A 15,212-nucleotide genomic window follows, 5' to 3' on the forward strand; every position below is an offset into this window, starting at 1 on the left:
AGGTATTCCCCCCTACTCTATGTCGGCCGATCACTTGCGCTGCTTGGGGTCTAATGCGTCGCGCAGGCCATCTCCGAAGAAGTTGAATGCGAACACTGTGAGACTGATAGCGATAGCCGGGAAGAAGAGCTGATACGGGTAGGATCTGAAGCTCTGCAAGGCCTCTGAAGCCAGCACGCCCCAGCTCGCCATGGGAGCATTCACTCCTAGCCCGATGAAGCTCAGGAATGCCTCGGTGAATATCGCCGCAGGAATATTCAATGTGGCCGTGACTATTATAGGCCCCATCGCATTGGGAATCAGGTGCTTGAGGAGAATTCGCCACCTACTGGCGCCGATGGTCCGAGCTGCAAGGACGTAGTCCTGCTCTTTCAGGCTGAGGATCTGGCCGCGCACGATCCGCGCCATGCTGAGCCAATAGACAAGCCCCAGGGCTATCAGGATATTCTGAAGGCCTGGCTTGAGGATCACCATGAGAAGAATCACGTACAGCAACAGCGGAATCGCGTCGAGGATCTCCACAATACGCATCATCACGTTGTCAACTGACCCGCCTGCATAGCCGGAAATGCCGCCGTACACAACTCCCATGGTCAGGTTTATGAGACTCGCCACGAACCCGACGGTGAGGGAGATTCTGGCGCCATACATGATTCGCGTCAGCAGGTCGCGGCCAAGGTCATCAGTCCCCAGCCAGTGGGCGCGGGAGATGAACTGATTCTGGTCGAATAGGCTCTGGTCAGAATAGCTGTATGGCGATAGCATAGGGCCGAAAACCGCGATGAAGATGATCACGACGACGGTCGCAAGCCCTATCATCGCGCCGCGGTTCTTCTTCAGCCTTCGCCAGGCATCCTGCCCGTAGGTTATCGAGGGGCGGACTATGGACTCGGCGCTCGCGATGTCCTTATCGACTGATTTGAACATTTCCTGGGTGTATACTGGCCCGACCCCGACAGCAGGTTTTGCACATTGCTCCACAGCCGCTCACTCCTTTGCGTCTACCAGCTTGATCCTGGGGTCGATCCATCCATACGCGATGTCGACGAGGAAGTTCAGGAATACCAGAAGCACGCTGTAGAATATGGTCATGCCAAGAATAGTCGTATAGTCTCGATTGTATATGCTCGTGACATAGAATCGGCCTAGGCCAGGTATCGCAAAGATGCTCTCAACCACGAAACTGCCAGTGAGGATGCCTGCAACCATGGGGCCCAGGTAGGTCACCACGGGCATTATGGCGTTCTTCACTACATGCCGCATGACCACTGCAAACCAGGAAAGCCCTTTGGCCCTTGCAGTCCTGATGTAGTCCTGCGAGAGAACATCGAGAGTGCTCGATCTCATTAGCCTTGCGAAGAAGGCTGTTGGGAACCCAGACAAGGCAAGCATGGGAAGGATAACATGCTTAGGCGTGCCCCACATTGCTGCCGGAAGCCATCGCAGCTTCACTGCGAATACATACATGAGAAGTGTCGCCATCACGAAGGAAGGCACGGAAACGCCGATTACGGCGAAGGCCATCACGAAATTGTCAGGCCACCTATTCTGATTGAGGGCGGAAATGACCCCTGATGGAACCCCCACAAAGAGAGAGAACAGAATCGCGCAGGCGCCTAGTCTGGCCGTGACCGGCCATCCATCAGCAATGATGTCGTTCACAGTTCGCCCAGCGTATTTGAACGAAGGGCCGAAATCCCCATGAAGCAGGTTCCCCATGTAATCGAGATACTGCCTCCACAGGGGATCACTAAGTTTGTACTTCTCCTCGATGTTCTTCATGATCTCAGGAGGAAGGGCCTTCTCACGGGTAAACGGCCCTCCTGGTATGGCATGCATCATGACGAACGTTGCAGTAACAACGATCAGCAGGACCAGCATCACGGAGATGAATCGTCTTAGGACGTACGAGGCCAAGGATATCAGCTCCCGTCAAATGGCAGCGCCGGAGGCATGCGCCGGTCGCCCGTGCACACCCCCGGACACTGCTGGATCACCTAAGGATACGTGCGAGATCCGCCATTTTACTTGTGCTCAAGCACATAGGCCGCTGCGAAATCGACGAATCCCAGGGGCGAGAATCTGACGCCCTTCAGGTACGGCTTCTGCACGACCACGTTAGTGTAGAAGTAGATCGGCATGATCGGAAGCTCGGCCATGAGAATGCTCTCGGCCTCGTGGAGCATCGTAGCGCGCTTGGCCGAGTCGCCTTCCTTCATCGCGCCGTAGATCAGCTCGTCGTACTTATTGTTTGACCAGCCGGTATCGTTGTTTCCGTTGGTCGTGGTCCACATATCCATGAATGTCATCGGATCAAGGTAGTCGCCAATCCAGCCAGCGCGCGCCACCTGGTAGTTCAGGGTGTCGCGGGTGTCGAGGTAGACCTTCCACTCCTGGTTGGTCAGCTGCACGTTGATGCCCAGGTTCTTCTTCCACATCTCCTGAATGGCCTCAGCGATCTTCTTGTGGTTATCGGAGGTGTTGAAGAGGATGGTGAGTGTCGGGAAGCCCTTGCCGTCCGGGTAGCCGGCATCGGCGAGAAGCTTCTTGGCCTCAGCCAGGTCTTCCTTGTACAGGTTGCCGCCAACAGTGCGGAAATCGGGCGTCGGAGTAGCATCAGCCAGGCCGAACGGCACGTAGGCGAGGGCAGGCTTCTGCTCACCCCTGACGACGAAATCGATCAGCTTCTGGCGATCGATGGCCATGGTGAGAGCCTTGCGGACCCTAACATCGTTGGCCGGCGCCTTGGTGGTGTTGAACATGTAGTAGTAGGTGCCGATGTAGTTCTTGATGTCGAGAACGCCTTCCTTTGTGAGTCGGGCGATCTCAGCAGCCGGCGGCGCCTCGAACGAATCGAGCTGGCCGGTCTCGAACATCGAAAGGACAGTCTTGATATCGTCGATGAGGTAGTAGGTAAGGTTGGTGACCTTCACCTTGCCCACGTTCCAGAAGTGGAGGTTGGGAACGAGGTCTATCTTGGAGTTGTGCTCCCACTTCACGATCTTGAAGGGGCCGTTTCCGATGTAGGTCTCTGGCTTCAGGAACCAGCCAGTCGGGTTGGCCTCTACCACCTTGCGGTTCACAGGCATAAGGGTTGGGAACGCACAAAGCTGTAGGAAATATGTGCAGGGATTCTCAAGAGTGACCTTAAGGGTGTAGGCGTCGATCGCCTTCACGCCGACTTGCGCAGCGTCCTTGATCTTACCCTCGTTGTAAGCTCTGCCGTTCTTGACATACCAGAGCTGGGTGGCGTACTCGGCAGCGGTCTTCGGATCGAGTGCGCGCTTCCACGACCACTCGAAATCGTTGGCAGTGACCGGCGTGCCGTTGGACCAGTTGGACTTCCTGAGCTTGAACGTGTACACCAGGCCGTCCTTGCTGATAGTCCAGCTCTCAGCTATGGCAGGCCGCGGCACGTTCTTGTCGTCAAGCCTGGTGAGGCCCTCGAAGCATGACAGCTCCACCACTGCCTCAGGAATGCCGGTTGACATCGCTGGATCGAGCGTCTCCGGCTCAGTGCCTACGTTGTAGCTCGCTACCTGCTTGTTGGCTAGCCTTTCCGGCGCGGCGAAGCCCACGGAGGTTAGCGCCATCACAGCGACGAGGCACGCAAGCAGTACTAGTGACTTTCGCATCCATGAATACCCCCTTTTTTCTTTAGGAGCCGGCACACTGCCTGAGCGCAGGGAGTGGCTCTTGCTGTAGCGGTCGGTCAGACGCCAAATCGGTGCGACGCCCGCCAAGGCTCCTATAGCACAGCAATTAGTCATGTATTCGATTCCGTCCCGCCATTTCCTCCTGCTTCACACTGTCAGTACCCACAAATCTAATGGGAAAGACTAGCTACACGGCCTTAGCTGAGTCAGCCTTACACAGCTGGGAGGTTCATGTTTGGATGGATAGATTACGGTATTCCCTCACTCAGATGCTCAATCCTGCTCTGCTCATCGCCGCCGGAAGCGGAGTCGCCATGGCATTCCAGGGCACTGTTAACGCGGCCGCCGCCAAGGTTGTCGGGCTTGCCGAGATCACGTTCGTTGTCCTGGCGTCAGGCGCGGCAGCAGCGGGCGTAGGCATGGCCTTTGGATTGGGCCACAGCGGGCTCTTGGGGCGCATTCCGGGAGAAGGAGGGCTCGGCCTTGCGCAGATCATTCGCGTTCCATGGTGGGCACTTCTTGGCGGCCCTGTAAGCCCCCTTATCACAGTCGCAGTGGCATATGGCATCCAATCCGCGGGTGCAGTGAACGCCACCACAGCGATCATCGTGGGGCAGATCGGAATGGCTGGCATAATCGATCATATGGGTTGGCTCGGGGCGGAACGCGCAGCATTCACGCCGTTCAAGCTCGTGGGTTTGGTTCTCGTGGCAGTAGGGGCGTACATCCTGCTGAATTGAGGAGTCCGATCCTGGGACGGGCTCCGATCTGCGATACGACAGCAGCTCCTAAGCGATTGCCGGCGGCCAGGCTCTCCGCGAGTCCGGCCCCGCTCGAGCACGCTAGTACGAATCCTGCATCGAACGCGTCCCCGGCGCCAGTAGTGTCTACAGCCACGGCTGGTTCAGCGGCAAGACGCACAAAGCAGGGCGTGCGTCCATCGCCCTCGCTCAAAGTCCTTGCCGGAATCGCGTCATCACTCGCTTCCAGCAGGTGATGCCCATCCACGCTGGTCCCTATTCGTGACATCCCAAGACACCCGTCGGCCCCGAGTTTCAGCGCCACCACTGGGAAGTGCTTCAGAAGAGCCGATGCGATCCGCTCAGGGTCAGCAAGTCCGGTCATGGCCATCCCCTCGTCCAGGTTAGGCAGGATGACGCTGGCGCCTCTGCACAACTTGAGCATCGCCGCAGGACTGATGCGCCTGATGAAGGAGTATGCCGCAGGATCCACCGATACTGGGACACTCGCGTCGACAGCAAGCTCGATGCATCGTCGCGCGGCCCTGGCCGGGCCATCCTCAAAAAACGCATATCCGGACACGTGCACCCATTCCGCCGTGGCGATCAGTGAGGCCGAGACGTCCTCAGGGACAAGCCGTGTATTCGCACGCCTGTCGCACACCATGTCACGCTCACCATTCGCAGCCGTCAGCACGCCCACTCTGCCTGTTCCGCATTGGGGATCGAACACCAGATGCGGTTCCACCCCCTCTGCCTCGAACTCCGCCGCCATCGCACGCCCTACGAAATCCGCGCCCACACGCCCGATCAGAGCGGACCTCCGTCCGTGTCTCCCAATCCACACCGCGAAATTCGCGGCCGAGCCTCCTCCGGAAAGCTCTACAGTGCCCACTGTGTCAGTGCGCGGGTTGCGCGAATCGGGAAGCCGGAAGTAAACGTCAACCATCACATCGCCTAGGCTCACGATCAACTGGATCCCCCCTGATCTACATGGCCGTTCCCATTGCTGAATCCTTCCACAAGGCCATCCGCGATCCTCCGCGGAGGATTTGGGCAGCTGTCGCAGAACCTATCCGGCGGAGGTGGTTGCTCTTGACAGGTCCCGCAGTGTTTGAATCCCTCAGAAGCATTGCCAGTCCTGGGCTTGATCGGACAATGAAAGCAATCACAGACCTGGGCTCGTCCAGCTTCTACATGCTTGTTGTGCCCGTAATCTACTGGTGCGTGAACAAGTCGCTTGGGTTCGGACTCGGGATAGTGACCTCCATATCATCCTACATCAATGTAGGCCTCAAGTGCGTGTTCAAGGTCCCTCGCCCGTACGTAGCCTACCCGCGCCTCGGCGCTCCGGCATTCCTCACCGACACAGGAACAGGATGGTCTTTCCCAAGCGGCCACGCGCAGGGCCTGTCTACCTTCTGGACGTACATCGCCCGACGCGTACGACGAACCTGGGCAACAGTTGCCGGGATCGCCATCGTTGTCGCAGTAGCCTTCACCCGCGTGTATGCGACATGCCACTATCCAGAGGACGTCGTAGTCGGAGCGGCACTGGGTCTGATCATCGCATGGGCGTACGTCGCCTCAGAAGGGCACTTTGCACGAACCGGGAACCCCGTTTCGATCCAGGGCAGGCTTGCGGCGTCGATCGCAGCGCCGATCGTGGTTTTCGCACTTTCCTCCATCGACCCAACCCTGGCTCGGGGATCATCGGAACTCCTAGGCTTCTTGCTTGGGTTGGGAGTTGGACATGTGATTGAGGATGCGTATGTCAAGTATGATGTTCGAGCGGGCCTGCCTGTACAGGCAGCCAAGGTCGTACTCGGCCTTGGAGCGCTCCTTGGAATACGATACGGCCTCAAGGCGATCTTTCCGCCGCACGCGTTCTGGAACATGCTGCGCTACGCGATCATGGCTCTGTGGGGAGCGCTCGGCGCTCCGATGGCATTCAAGGCCCTGTTCCGGACGCACGCTTGATCGCCCTCGATAGCTCCGCGTAAGTCATTGAACCCACACGGAGGTCGGAAACGATGCCATCCCTATCGATCACGAATGTAGTGGGGACCGCCGTCACCTCGTACAGATCAGTGATCCTCCCGGACGGGTCCGCCGCCACAGGCATGGTGTGAAGCGAATGTGAAGCGATGAACGAGCATACGACATCATCGCGCTCGAATGCCGCCACTCCCAGCGCCAGGCAGCTTCCTGAGCCTTGCGTCTCCATGGCCAGTTGCTCCACGGCCAGCTGTTCCATGGCCGATAGCTGAGCGAGGCTGGCGCCCGACTTCGTCTGAAAGAACGTGAGCACGATCACCTTGCCCGCAAGGCCCCGAAGAGACATCCTTGCGCCGCTCGCAAGGACCCACTCAAAATCCGGCGCCCGATAGCCTGGAGACGGCGATGCCTGTATCTGCCCATTCTCCGTGTATTTACCAGGTTTCTGCTTGGCCCATTTGCTTGGAAAGCCGAACCCAAGAGCACCCATCGTGGCGCCAAGGAGTAAGCCGACTATGGCTATCCTGGCAATAGGCTTGAGCCTGATTTTCACCACATGAAGACCCCCGTTCGCATGTTTACGAGCGGGGGTCGGCGGATTATTCCCCATAGCCTGCGGCACTGGCCGATGATTCAGCCCTCCTGCCCCTATAGCACCTTGCTCAGGAATGCCTTCGTCCTCGGGTTCTTGGGGTTCTTGAGAATCTCGGATGGGGGCCCTTCCTCTGCGATCAGCCCTTCGTCCATGAGCAGCACCCTGTCGCCAACCTCGCGGGCGAAGCCCATCTCGTGAGTGACGACGACCATCGTCATGCCCTCTTCGGCGAGGCTCTTCATGACATCAAGCACTTCCCCGATCATCTCAGGATCGAGCGCCGAAGTGGGCTCGTCGAACAGCATTGCCTTGGGCTTCATGGCAAGAGCCCGCGCAATCGCTACTCTCTGTTGCTGTCCGCCTGATAACTGGTTGGGATACTCGTTCTCTTTCTCTCCGATCCCCACCTTCTTCAGGAGCGCTCTGGCGGTTTCCCTGGCCTCTTCAAGAGAGACGCGCCTTACCCTAATTGGCGCCAGGGTGATGTTGTCCATGACCGTGAGATGCGGAAAGAGGTTGAACCTCTGGAACACCATTCCCATCTCGCGCCTGACCCTGTTCACGTCGATGCCCGGAGCAGTGATCAGCTCGTCGCCGAAATAAATCTCGCCCTGCGTTGGTTTCTCCAAGAGGTTCAGGCATCTCAGAAAAGTGCTCTTCCCGGATCCAGATGGACCGATGACCACAACCACTTCATGAAGGTCGATGTCCACATCGATTCCCCTGAGAACCTGGTTGCTCCCGAACGACTTCTTCAGTCCCACAGTCCTAATCAACGGTCTTCAACTTCCTCTCGGACCAGTTCACCAGCTTGGAAATGAAGAGGGTCATCACAAGGTAGATCAGAGCAATCACAGAGTACACCTCAAACGGCCTGAAGGTCCTGGTGATCACGACCTGCCCCTTCCGCAGAAGCTCCTCAAGGGCAATCACCGACACCAGTGATGAATCCTTGAGGAGTGCAATGAACTCATTGCCTAGCGGCGGGATGATCCTCCTGAATGCCTGCGGAAAGATGATGTACCGCATGGACTGCGCGGATGTGAGGCCGAGGGATCTTGCCGCCTCTGTCTGCCCTCTGTCGATCGACTGGATTCCTGCTCTCACGATCTCCGCAACATACGCCCCGCTGTTGATCGACATGGCTGCCACAGCAGCGATAAACGGCTGGACAGGCCGACGGATGATCGAGGGAAGGCCGAAATACACGAGAAAGAGCTGAACCAGAAGAGGCGTCCCACGGATGAAATCCACGTACACGCCCGATATGATGCGCGCCGCAGGCTTCGCGCCCACTCTGGCAATTCCAGCGAATGATCCGATTACGAGTCCGATTCCCACCGCCAGCACTGCAAGTTCGACTGTCAGGCGAGCCCCGGTGAGCAGCGCTGGCATCACCCCCGGGATAATCGAGAAATCAAGCCCCACCCGTATTCCTCCATCCTAGAGACATGGCCGTCGGACGTCGAATAGGACGTGCGAGACGGCGAAGGGCCGTGCACCGAAGCACCCAGTCGCCACGGGGCGCTGGGCACTCGCACGGCCCGCTCAATAGCCAGATCAGTCGCTCTGTTAGTTCTCGGCGAACCACGCCGCGTAGATCTCCTCATACTTGCCTGATGCCTTAACAGAAGCCAATCCCTTGTTGATCTTCTTGAGCAGATCCGCGTTGTTCTTTCTGATGGCGATTCCGTAGTACTCCATCGTGAATGGAGCGCCGTACTTTATGTCCTTGTACTGCTTGGCAATCTCCGCCGCAACAGCGAGGTCGATGATACACGCTGCTGATGCGCCATTTCTGACTTCCTGGATGGCATCGGGAGCAAGGTTGAATCGTTTCACGATCGCGCCCTTGATTCCGGTCGCCACGATATCTCCAGTGGTGCCGATCTGCACAGACACCTTCTTGCCAGGCAGGTCGTCGACGGTCTTGATGGCGGCATCTTTCGCGAGTGTGACTATCACCTGGCCTGCAGTGAAATATGGATCGGAGAAGCTCACTGCCTTCAGGCGCTCGTCGGTGATGGTCATTGCAGAGACTATGCAATCAAAGTTGCCAGTGAGCAGACCCGGGATCAGTCCATCCCACGCAGTATTCACAATCTGCACATCCATATCGGCGGCAGCGCCGATGGCGCGGATCAGGTCGAGATCGAAACCTGTGTATGCGCCGGACTTCTCATCCTGGAACTCAAAAGGCGGGAAATCCGCGCTAGTGCCGACTTTGAGCACTGGTTTCGCCGCGCCCAGGGCCGGCATTGCCAGGCCGCCCAGTAGAAGAGCAACGGCTACAAAGAGGGATGCCGCACTGATAAGTCTTTTCATCTCGTTGAACGCCTCCTGAATACCATTTACACTGGTTATTGCATGATTATACGCCCAAGCAGCAGTACTGTCAACCGTATGCAGTGGCGCCGCGGCGCCTGCAATGAGCCTGTAACGCCCACACGCTGCAGCGCAAATACTGATAGATCGCAGGATCGCCAGGTTCCAGATCCGGGCAGTGCGCCATTGTTCAGTTATGACCTGCTCAACATTATCCTGATCCGCCTCTCCACCCCCTCTGGCAACGGCTTGAGCGCGACTTTCCATGTTCTATCGTCTGGCCCATTGTTCAGTTCGATCGACACATGTCCCCTTCGGCCTGCCGTCCCGATACGATTCCCGCCGGGCGCATTCCGCCGCTGTTGCAGCCCTTGCCCCACGCCGGCGTCAGCGCCGGACCCAGTCGGCCTGCCGTCATCGCCGCCAGCGAGGCCAGCTCCGGCACTCGAACCATCTGAGCTGCCTTGCAGGTCCCTACGACGAGGCGGACCTGTTGGAATGTATGGATCCCTCTCGAGCAGGTCATGAAGGATCAGAAGGGATGTTTCCTTGTCGGGTATCCGGCCCCGGGGAGTAGTATCCGGATCATCCTGTGCATATGGGGGTATGGGAGACCCGACACAGGATGGACAGCCATCAGTGCACGGGCAATTCTCTATCAGATTCAGGCAGGCCTCCATGACTTCCTCGATCATCTCGTATGATTTCTGGGCGAACCCCACCCCGCCCGGGCGCCTATCGTAGATGAACAACGTGGGAACTCCAGTGTTAGATGAGTCCACTGTGGTTCCGATATCCATCTGATCACACATGGCAAACAGAGGTATGACCGCTGAAGCCGCATTCCCGATGCCTATCAGCCCCTCCATAGGCACTCTGCCATACTCCTCGCAAAGCCCGGCAGTGCTGTCTGGAAGCGTCATCCAGGCGGCAGTGGTGCATAGTTCATGCGGAGGCAGGTTGATCTTCCCAAACCCTATACTGTCTCGCTCGTAGAACTTGATCTTGCGGAACATGAACGTAAGGCTCGTCACCGTGACATCGCCAAACTCGGCCTCGCTCTTCCGCCAGGCTTTGCGCTGCTCCTCCTCGTCTATTCGGACTCTAGTCTCCGTTACCGACTGAGTGAAATAGTCGACGTCCGCCTTATGTATATACGAGACCTTCTCTGTGAGGTTCAGCTCTGACACTAGGTATGTTTCACCCTCATGCATGTATACGGCCTCAGGGTGCACCTGCTCGAAGGCTGAGGGCTCGTCTATCGTACCGATGACGCGGTTCCCGCCTTCGGTTGAAGTGTCCACGATTGTGTAGGTGTTTTCGCCCATGTTCCTGAGCTTTACATCGTTCGCAGGGAAGCCCGCCGCAGTGAAGCGCCATCCTTTTCGGGTCCTTATTACGTCGCCCTTCTCCTCAAGCATGGTGATGAGTGTGCCTGCGTAATCCCCAAAACCCGGAAGCTCCGCAGCGGCCACTGGGATTTCTGCGGATGCAGCACGAAGGTGCCCCATGAGGATGTATGGATTAGAAGGATTGATGATCGCGTGCTCAGGGGAGCGCTCGAAGAAGTACTCCGGGTGCCTCATCAGATACTGGTCGATGGGAAGATCGTGGCCGATGAATACGGCCAGTGATTCCTCGCCCTTCCGCCCTGCACGCCCAGCCTGCTGCCAGGTGGAGGCTATGGTCCCCGGATAGCCCACGATGAGGCTCGCATCCAAGGTTCCGATGTCTATTCCGAGCTCAAGCGCGTTTGTGCTCACCACGCCCAGAAGCTCGCCCGAGAAGAGCTGCCGTTCGATCTCGCGCCTATCGCTTGGAAGGTAGCCAGCCCGGTAGGGCTTGATCTTTCGGGCAAGGGAAGGGGCGGTTCGCCTGAGGTTCTCTACCGTGTACCTGTATATCAGCTCCGCGACGACTCGCGCTCTAACGAAGGTGATCGTCGGAACTCCATCTGTCATCAGCTGCACCATGAGATGCTCTGCCTCATGGTTTGAGCTTCTGCGCTCCATCGTCCCTCCGAGCTTGGGAGGATTCCAGAAGACGAACTTCCTCGGGCCCCGGGGAGACCCATCGTCGTCCACCACAGCTACTGTTCGACCGCAGATCCTCTCTGCAAGCTCGCCGGGGTTAGCAATCGTGGCAGAGCAGCATATGAAGGTGGGCTTTGAGCCATAGTGCGCACACACCCGGTTCAACCGACGGATCACATTCGCCACATTCGAGCCAAACACACCCCGGTAGGCGTGGATCTCGTCGATGACCACATAGCGAAGACCGGCGAAGAACCTCCTCCAGTTCGGATGGGACGGCAGGATTCCCTGATGCAGCATGTCAGGGTTGGTGAGGATGATGTTCGCCTCTTCGCGGAGCTTCCTACGGGTGGAATCTGGAGTGTCGCCGTCGTACGTTCCGGACTTCACGGGCATGCTTGGCTCAAGATCCACAAATCTGGCCAAGCCCCGCTGCTGGTCCTGGGCAAGAGCCTTGGTAGGGAAGATGTACAACGCGGTGGCCTGGCTGGAGCTGATCAGGCTCTCTATCGCGGGGATATTGTAGCACATGGTTTTGCCGCTGGCAGTGGATGTGACGACCACAAGGTCGTGACCGGCCCTTGCCAGGGATACCGCCTCCGCCTGGTGGGTATAGAGGGTCGTAATGCCCATGCCTTCGAGCGCGGAAGCAAGCGCGGGGGGCGCCGGCGGGTCAAGCACACCGTAGCGTGCCGGACGGGCCGGTATCGTTTCAACGTATGCGATCTGATCCCGGTAATCCCTGCTAGCCACGAGGGAGTTTATGAATCTGGACGCGTCCAAGAGTCCGCCCCCTGTCTCATCCGTGGACTATTAGTATTCTCTCGAATGGGGGCGGACTCCTCTTGGGTTGTGCACTTCCCTTTGCCAGGCGGCTATCTCTTCGCAGGAACGTATATCTTTTGCCCCAGCCCGAGCTGATCGGCGGGGCCCATTCCGTTCGCCGATGCGATCTTGTCCAGTGGAACGCCATATCTTCTGGATATCCTGGCGAGTGTATCGCCCGGTCCGGCCACGTAGAAAGTCATGGCGTACGGGTCCAGTTTCATCGGAGTTATGGTCTCCGCAGCAGTCACCACTGGAACAGTCACTTCCCGGTACACCGCTACGTCGATCCTCACCGACCCGTCCACATCGAGCTTGGATTGGGAGGTCTTCTCTATAAACACAGCTTCGGTCATCGCTGTGATCTCCGCGCGATCCTTGTCGATCGTCCCAGGCACTTCCACTGAATCGGAGAACTCCACTGGAATGTCGATGGCGAAGGCGGTGGGGAACTGCCCCTCCTCATCCTCCTGCATATCGCCGAAAACGGTTCTGGCAGTAACGATTCCTCTCACTGAGACCTCTCCATCTAGAGTCTCCACCTCAGACAGAGCGATGTGGCTCACCGTCGATTTCACCTGTTCCACCCCTGTGAGAGAACGGCCTCCCATGAGAGCATGGACGGCAACAGAGTCCTGGAGATCGATATCGACCTTCCCCTCGCCCACCAGCTTCTCTGCATGAATCATGACTGTTTCGATATCGACTATCTCCTGGGTCTCTGAGATGATATCCGACACAACCGCCACTTGCCCGGTATCTACGAGCCTTGCATTCACGGCGAGAACCCCATCGATCTGGAATTCCCTGGGGGATATCGCCGCCGCGGTGAGCTTGGTTATCGATAGACTCACGCGCGCGCTCATGCCCTTCTTGGCCTCAGAAACATCGATAACCTTGTGGACTGGCAAGCGCTCGCGTCTGATGATGTTGAGCGCGGGCGCCCCTCGATCTGCCGCATATGCCAATTCCAGCCCTATCTCGGCCTCAATGGCAATTCGTCCGTCGGCCACCTGCACGCTCACAAGTTTCACATTTCCAGCTACGCCACACGGCGCCCCCATTCCGCTGGAGGGGGGGGCGCCCGCCGGAATCTCCATCTTGTCGACGCACTCGGCCTTCTCTGACAGGATGGCCACGGCGGTAACCACTGTGACCTCATTGAACTGGACGGCTATCTTGGATCCACCGGTTGCAGAAGCCGCAACTGCCACGTCCACCGCCTCATTCCTGGCGGCCTGCGCACAAACAGAGAGTGTGGCTGCGAGCGACAGACCTCGCGACCCTGAAGCCTCGGCCGTGTGCTCCGCGAGCACGACGTCTGCCCACGCGTCATCGCCCGGCCCCACCCCAGGCGAAACAACAACCGCCTCGAAACGCAGTTCATCGAAGGTCGCTGCATGGATCGACCCCGGCTCAGCCCCTGCAGCATATAGAAGTGTCGAGTGTATGTGCCCGGCTACCCTGATCTGCCCATCCGCGGGCTCAATCGACGTGATCACCGGAACCCCACGCGCCCAGAGGACGGCCTCCGCCCGGGCGTCCCACATATCGGGCAGGTCTTGGGGCAGTGCGACAGACCTCTGCATGCTGACCTCAGCCATACCCTGCCCTGAGACTCTCATGATCGAGAGTTTCCTGCGGTCGAGCTGAATTCCCACTTGCTCCTCCCCCCTGGCGATGGCGGATTGATCCGCCCTCCGCAAGAGTATATGCCCGGGGTCAGAGGATAATGAACTTGCGGGCTGTTTCGCAGAGGACTTGCTGAGGCGCGCCGCGCACGCCCCGAAGGGCCACTCCCAAGGTGTTCAACCTGTTGATGGCGTGCAGTTTCCTGCCGAGGCTCTCCGCATCTTCCTCCCAAACGCGATGAATGGCGCCTCTGGACCTATAGGTGATGTACGGGACGCCGGACTTCTCATCGCGGCCCTCGCGAAGCACATGCCTTCCTCGAAGGAGGCGGAGTTCCTCCCAGCTCATCACCTTGCCTCGCACGGAACGTCTGCTTCCAGTGCGATCCGCGACAGAGCCATCCTCACTCAGAACGGGGCGAAGCTCGATCATGGATATGAGTTTCCACCTATGCACAACCTTGCAGGCCCAAACGACCTCATCCCAGAAAGATGTGGGATCCATATGCTCGAGAAGTAGGAAATCGGCTATGGCGCCTAGAGCCTCAGTATCGTATCCGATTGCCCAACCCCGCCTTGCGCTCTCTCTAGTGACGGCTGGCGTCACTACTCCCAGGCCAAGACCAGAGGACCGACATTCCCGGGCTGCACAAGCTGCGAATCGCAAGTATCTGTCGGAATCCTGGTCTTCTATGTCGCCGATATCAAGGATCACCCCGGAGAATCCAGCCGCCGCCGCTCCGCGGGCGACTCCTTCGACAGTCCTGCGGTAACGTGAGGGCCTTCGTACGAGTTCCCGTGTGCCGTCGTTCGACTCTTCCGAACCGGCCAAAACAGCGAAGTATCCGCGAGGCACGAAACCTGATGGAGCATCACCGCTGACGCTGGGCTTTCGCGTATCCCGTGTTCCTGCTGGCGCCGGCATGGCGCCACTCCCCGCGGCAGCCGTCTCCTGCATGCACTCAACCGGCAGATCAAGCGTCACGTCTCCAGCTGCGGATATGCCAAAGGCTGGCTGCGCACAGAATGTCCAGCGCCCGCCCAAGGCTCTTCCATCGTGGAATGCCCCTGCAACCCGCTTGTGTACTACGAGCGGTTCTCCTGGGTGCACATCCTCTCGCTGCTTGCGTCTATTGCCGTCGCGCAGGGCCTCCACAGTCGTGTTGCAGGCTTGCGCCATAGCAGCAAGGGTGTCGCCTCTTCTCGCCACTGCTGTCATCCTGCAGGTCGGTATGGGAAGCCTGAGAAGGCGCCTTAGGTCAGGGCCGGGCATTCCATCTGCGGGAAGCCTATAGGCAGCTTGACACTGCCTTACAGCATCCCGCGCAAGAGGTCCGTACGCTCCATCGAGCGGCCCCGGGTCAAATCCTAGGCGTTCAAGGCCTTTCTGAATATCGAGCATGCTCATG

Annotated in this window: 13 protein-coding genes; 2 read left to right on the top strand and 11 right to left on the bottom strand. The window is 58.3% G+C overall.

What is annotated here, in order from left to right:
- Positions 1-30 precede the first annotated feature (30 nt).
- The 3 genes from VB144_06960 to VB144_06970 form a co-directional block, all read right to left on the bottom strand.
- Entirely contained in the window at positions 31-927 is an 897-nt protein-coding gene (locus VB144_06960; protein ID MEA4883379.1) for an ABC transporter permease, read from the bottom strand.
- 60 nt (positions 928-987) lie between these two features.
- On the bottom strand, positions 988-1,917 hold the full coding sequence (locus tag VB144_06965) for an ABC transporter permease (GenBank protein MEA4883380.1): 930 nt from the start codon (positions 1,915-1,917) through the stop codon (positions 988-990).
- A 107-nt stretch (positions 1,918-2,024) separates the two neighbouring features.
- Complete coding sequence (locus VB144_06970) at positions 2,025-3,635, bottom strand: peptide ABC transporter substrate-binding protein (protein ID MEA4883381.1); 1,611 nt, start codon at positions 3,633-3,635, stop codon at positions 2,025-2,027.
- Positions 3,636-3,895: 260 nt separating this feature from the next.
- Between VB144_06970 and VB144_06975 the strand changes: the two genes are divergently transcribed.
- Positions 3,896-4,396, top strand: a complete 501-nt coding sequence (locus VB144_06975) for a DMT family transporter (protein MEA4883382.1) — start codon at positions 3,896-3,898, stop codon at positions 4,394-4,396.
- On the opposite strand, the gene VB144_06980 is transcribed toward VB144_06975, so the two are convergent.
- Positions 4,341-5,363 carry a sugar kinase gene (locus VB144_06980; protein ID MEA4883383.1) on the bottom strand — a complete coding sequence of 341 codons (1,023 nt, stop codon included), beginning with the start codon at positions 5,361-5,363 and terminating at the stop codon, positions 4,341-4,343. The genes VB144_06975 and VB144_06980 overlap by 56 nt on opposite strands.
- A gap of 128 nt (positions 5,364-5,491) precedes the next feature.
- Here VB144_06980 and VB144_06985 point away from each other — a divergent pair, with 128 nt between their 5' ends.
- Positions 5,492-6,376, top strand: coding sequence for a phosphatase PAP2 family protein (locus VB144_06985; protein MEA4883384.1), 885 nt, complete (start codon positions 5,492-5,494; stop codon positions 6,374-6,376).
- Here VB144_06985 and VB144_06990 read toward each other — a convergent pair.
- The 7 genes from VB144_06990 to VB144_07020 form a co-directional block, all read right to left on the bottom strand.
- The gene (locus VB144_06990; GenBank protein MEA4883385.1) at positions 6,348-6,950 is read right to left on the bottom strand and encodes a TlpA disulfide reductase family protein; all 603 of its coding nucleotides are present in this window, start codon (positions 6,948-6,950) and stop codon (positions 6,348-6,350) included. The two genes, VB144_06985 and VB144_06990, sit on opposite strands and share 29 nt — an antisense overlap.
- A gap of 92 nt (positions 6,951-7,042) precedes the next feature.
- Positions 7,043-7,765 carry an amino acid ABC transporter ATP-binding protein gene (locus tag VB144_06995; GenBank protein ID MEA4883386.1) on the bottom strand — a complete coding sequence of 241 codons (723 nt, stop codon included), beginning with the start codon at positions 7,763-7,765 and terminating at the stop codon, positions 7,043-7,045.
- Complete coding sequence (locus VB144_07000; GenBank protein ID MEA4883387.1) at positions 7,758-8,384, bottom strand: amino acid ABC transporter permease; 627 nt, start codon at positions 8,382-8,384, stop codon at positions 7,758-7,760. The genes VB144_06995 and VB144_07000 overlap by 8 nt, the downstream gene beginning before the upstream one ends.
- Positions 8,385-8,561: 177 nt before the next feature.
- The gene (locus VB144_07005) at positions 8,562-9,314 is read right to left on the bottom strand and encodes a basic amino acid ABC transporter substrate-binding protein (GenBank protein MEA4883388.1); all 753 of its coding nucleotides are present in this window, start codon (positions 9,312-9,314) and stop codon (positions 8,562-8,564) included.
- 194 nt (positions 9,315-9,508) lie between these two features.
- On the bottom strand, positions 9,509-12,130 hold the full coding sequence (locus tag VB144_07010; GenBank protein MEA4883389.1) for a DEAD/DEAH box helicase: 2,622 nt from the start codon (positions 12,128-12,130) through the stop codon (positions 9,509-9,511).
- Between the two features lie 92 nt (positions 12,131-12,222).
- Positions 12,223-13,833: a DUF3794 domain-containing protein gene (locus VB144_07015; protein ID MEA4883390.1), complete on the bottom strand. Its 1,611-nt coding sequence runs from the start codon at positions 13,831-13,833 to the stop codon at positions 12,223-12,225.
- A 61-nt stretch (positions 13,834-13,894) separates the two neighbouring features.
- Positions 13,895-15,211, bottom strand: coding sequence for a peptidoglycan-binding protein (locus VB144_07020; protein MEA4883391.1), 1,317 nt, complete (start codon positions 15,209-15,211; stop codon positions 13,895-13,897).
- Position 15,212: the final 1 nt, after the last annotated feature.

Source organism: Clostridia bacterium (assembly GCA_034926675.1).
GTDB lineage: Bacteria > Bacillota > DTU025 > DTU025 > DTU025 > JAYFQW01.